A 3,477-nucleotide genomic window follows, 5' to 3' on the forward strand; every position below is an offset into this window, starting at 1 on the left:
GGATCGACAGCCGCAATTGCCCGGCCGCGGTCAACGGCTGTGGCGTGGGCACCGGCGACCCGGGTCCCGGCGGCGGCTTCGGCTTGGCCTGGCCCGGATAATATTTCGGCTTCAGCCGCTTCCGATTGAGCGAGTCATAGCCTGATGTCGCCGCGCCGTTGGCGGCAGGAAGACCGTAGGTCGGGACCTGTCCGACGCGCTCCGATGTTGATGTCGACGATGACGAGGCGCGCCGGCCGGGATCGGCGTCGGGCAGCCTCAAGCCGTTGAGCGGATCCATGGCATCGGCCGTGGTCCGGCGCAGCGGCGAATCCTGGGTGATCACCTGGCTCTGCCGGTTCGGGCTGAACAGATCCGGCGTCACGGTCTGGGCGTTGGCGAGCCCGGTGGTCGCGGTCAATGCAGGAGTCAGCAAAAGGCATGGCAAAACCACGCGAATGAAGCATCCGCGCCGATTTGGGCCGCTTGCTGGCCGCCGCCACACGATGGAAATACCCCAACGAATCCATGCACTTGACGTACGCATCCCGCCGGGCGGCGAAAAACGTCCTTAATGGAGTTAAAACAATTATGGTTAATGAGCCGTTGAGGATCCGCCGCCGCGCGTCGCATCGCGGAATCGAACGTGCTAAGGGAGACGGCCGGGTGCAAAACCCCTCCTCTGGAATTCGAAATGGCCAAACCGAAACCGCTGATGACCAAATCATCCGGCCCCGATGACGGCGCCGTTCAGTCGGCGCTCCGCACCCTCGATGCCGAAGCAAGCGGCGTCGCTGCGCTCTCAGCGGCACTCAAGGCCGACCTCGGCGCGGCGTTCACGGCGGCGGCCGAGCTGATCCGCAAGGCCAAGGGGCGGCTGATCGTGACCGGGCTCGGCAAGTCGGGCCATATCGGCCGCAAGATCGCCGCGACCTTCGCCTCGACCGGCACGCCGGCGTTCTTCGTGCACACCGCCGAAGCCAGCCACGGCGATCTCGGCATGATCACCGCCGACGACGCGATCCTGGCGCTGTCATGGTCCGGCGAGCAGCCGGAGATGCGCAATCTGATCGCCTATGCCGCGCGCTTCGGCATCCCGCTGATCGCGATGACCGCCGACAAGGACTCGACGCTGAGCAAGGCGGCCGACGTGCAGCTAACGCTGCCGAAGGCGCGCGAGGCCTGCCCGCATAATCTGGCGCCGACCACGTCCTCGCTGATGATGCTGGCGCTCGGCGATGCGCTGGCGATCGCGCTGCTCGAAGGCCGCGGCTTCACCTCGACCGATTTCAGCGTGCTGCATCCGGGCGGCAAGCTCGGCGCGCTGCTGAAATTTGCCCGCGACTTGATGCACAGCGGCGAGGCGCTGCCGCTGAAGCCGCTCGGCACCAGGATGTCGGACGCGCTGGTCGAGATGACTTCGAAGGGCTTTGGCTGCGTCGGCATCGTCGACCGCCATGGCCATCTCGTCGGCATCGTCACCGACGGCGATCTGCGCCGGCAGCTGACGCGCCCCGAGCTTTTGACGCTGTCGGTCGACGAGGTGATGACCAAGACCCCGAAGACGATCGGCCGCGACACGCTGGCCGGCGAAGCGCTGGAGCTGCTCAACGCCTCGAAGATCACGACGCTGATCGTGACCGATGCGAAGAAGCCGGTCGGCATCATCCATCTGCACGATCTGCTGCGCGCGGGCGTGGCGTAGACCTTTTGTCATTCCGAGGCGCGCCTCTTGGCGCGAGCCCGAAATCCATACTCACGATGGTGGTTATGGATTCCGGGCTCGCCGCTTCGCGTCGCCCTCAGATGCGCAATTGCGCATCGGGGAATGACGATGATTACCTCGGAAACCGCGCCGCGGTCGCCTCCAGCGGCAGCGCCAGCGCGTTGGCGAGGTAGGAGACGGTGCGGTAGAAGCCGCACAGCAGGATGATCTCCAGCACCTGATCGTCATCATAATGCGCCGACAATGCCGCGAATTCCGCGTCATCCAGCGTCGCGCGCGCGTGCAGCGCATCGACAGCGGCGATCATCGCCTGTTCGGCCGGCGACCAGCAGTCGGCATCGGCCGCACCACGCACTGTGGCATGGACCTGCTGCTCCGACAGCCCGGCGGCGGCGCCGAACGCAGTGACATGCACGCCCCATTCATATTCGCATGCATTGAGCGCGCAGGTGCGGTCGATCGCGATCTCGCGGTCCCGCAAGGGCAGCGGTCCGCGATCGAGCAGGCTGCCACCGCGAAACTTCTCCCAGGCGCGCGGATGGCCGGCCATCATGCGGAACAGCACCAGCGGCGGCTTGCCGCGCATGATGCGGTCGAAATGCTGTTGAACGTCCGCCGCATAGGGCGGATCGAGCGGCGCGATGCGTGACATGGGCTGATCTCGTTGCTACATTTAATGTAGCGCCACGCTACAATATCTGTAGCGACCGACGCAAGAGAGATTCAAAAGGGATTTGCGACATGGCGAAGCAGGCTCCAACCGCAAAACCCGGCGTCCGCGGCTCGCGGAGCGGCCGCCCGATCATGGCGCTGCTCGATCTGTTGGGACGGCGCTGGACCTTGCGCATCATTTGGGAGCTGCGCGAGGGCGCGCTGACCTCGCGTGCGCTGCGCACCGCCTGCGACGAGGCCTCACCGACGATCCTGCAGACGCGGTTGACCGAGCTGCGCGAGGCCGGGTTCGTCGAGCTGACTGATGATGGCTACGGCCTCACCGCGCTCGGCCGGGAGCTGTTCCAAACCTTCACCCCGCTCAGTCGCTTCGCCGAGCGCTGGAGCAAGCAGGGTGGCAGCTAGAGCTCGGCGACCGTCAGTGTGTAGCCCGCATGAGCGGAGCGATATGCGGGGCCGGTTTCCCGGGTATCGCGGAGCCTGTCATCGGGCGCGCGACCCGTTGGCTCACCCGGGCTACGGACTACTGGAGCAAGCATGGCGGCAGCTAGACTGCGGCCACCGTCAGGCTCGCGCCATCGGCGCGGACCACTTTCACCCGGCTGCCGGCCGGCGCATCGGGGCCGGCGACGCGCCAGACCGTGTCGTCGATCCGCACCGTGCCTGATCCATCGACGATCGGCTTCTCCAGCGTGAATTCGCGGCCGACCAGGGCTTCGTTGCGGCGGTTGAGGAACGGATTGGTCTTGCTCGCCTCGGTCGCGCCCCTGGCAAAATGCCGCCACGCCGGCACCGCCAGCGCGGCGAACACCGCGAACATCAGGAGCTGCGTCTGCCAGGACGGCGTGAAGACGAACGACAGCAGGCCCACCAGCAGCGCCGCGAGCCCGAGCCAGAACAGGAATACCCCGGGCGCCGCGAGCTCCAGCGCCATCAGGATGAAGCCGAAGATCAGCCAGTTCCAGGTACCCAATGTCGAAAACATTTCGGTCATGACGTGACCTCTCACATTGCGGGCATGACGCCGTCACGCCCTCATCGCTGCGGCGGCACCGGCGGTGGCGGCGTTGGACCTGCCGGCGGCACCGAACCGCGCCGTG

At 66.3% G+C, this 3,477-nt stretch carries 4 protein-coding genes and 1 pseudogene; 2 read left to right on the forward strand and 3 right to left on the reverse strand.

Features of this window, described 5'->3' with window-relative positions; all coding sequences use genetic code 11:
• Positions 1-400, reverse strand: a pseudogene (locus H8B02_RS46160) (outer membrane beta-barrel protein); the annotation flags it as partial.
• Between the two features lie 273 nt (positions 401-673).
• On the opposite strand from H8B02_RS46160, the gene H8B02_RS46165 reads away from it, so the two are divergent.
• A complete protein-coding gene (locus tag H8B02_RS46165) occupies positions 674-1,684 on the forward strand; it encodes a KpsF/GutQ family sugar-phosphate isomerase (RefSeq protein WP_229172350.1) in 1,011 nt (336 codons plus the stop codon).
• Positions 1,685-1,817: 133 nt separating this feature from the next.
• Here H8B02_RS46165 and H8B02_RS46170 read toward each other — a convergent pair whose 3' ends face one another.
• The gene (locus H8B02_RS46170) at positions 1,818-2,357 is read right to left on the reverse strand and encodes a carboxymuconolactone decarboxylase family protein (RefSeq protein ID WP_229172351.1); all 540 of its coding nucleotides are present in this window, start codon (positions 2,355-2,357) and stop codon (positions 1,818-1,820) included.
• Between the two features lie 89 nt (positions 2,358-2,446).
• Here H8B02_RS46170 and H8B02_RS46175 point away from each other — a divergent pair, with 89 nt between their 5' ends.
• Positions 2,447-2,782 carry a winged helix-turn-helix transcriptional regulator gene (locus H8B02_RS46175; protein WP_229172352.1) on the forward strand — a complete coding sequence of 112 codons (336 nt, stop codon included), beginning with the start codon at positions 2,447-2,449 and terminating at the stop codon, positions 2,780-2,782.
• A 142-nt stretch (positions 2,783-2,924) separates the two neighbouring features.
• Here H8B02_RS46175 and H8B02_RS46180 read toward each other — a convergent pair whose 3' ends face one another.
• Positions 2,925-3,371, reverse strand: coding sequence for an NfeD family protein (locus H8B02_RS46180; RefSeq protein WP_229172353.1), 447 nt, complete (start codon positions 3,369-3,371; stop codon positions 2,925-2,927).
• Positions 3,372-3,477 lie beyond the last annotated feature (106 nt).

The sequence above is a fragment of the Bradyrhizobium altum genome (assembly GCF_020889705.1).
In the GTDB taxonomy this organism is placed as follows: domain Bacteria; phylum Pseudomonadota; class Alphaproteobacteria; order Rhizobiales; family Xanthobacteraceae; genus Bradyrhizobium; species Bradyrhizobium altum.

What these genes read in the sequence shown, in the direction of transcription:
- H8B02_RS46165 (WP_229172350.1), top strand. Translation starts at nt 674, where the DNA reads ATGGCCAAACCGAAACCGCTGATGACCAAATCATCCGGCCCCGATGAC.
- H8B02_RS46170 (WP_229172351.1), bottom strand. Translation starts at nt 2,357, where the DNA reads ATGTCACGCATCGCGCCGCTCGATCCGCCCTATGCGGCGGACGTTCAA.
- H8B02_RS46175 (WP_229172352.1), top strand. Translation starts at nt 2,447, where the DNA reads ATGGCGAAGCAGGCTCCAACCGCAAAACCCGGCGTCCGCGGCTCGCGG.
- H8B02_RS46180 (WP_229172353.1), bottom strand. Translation starts at nt 3,371, where the DNA reads ATGACCGAAATGTTTTCGACATTGGGTACCTGGAACTGGCTGATCTTC.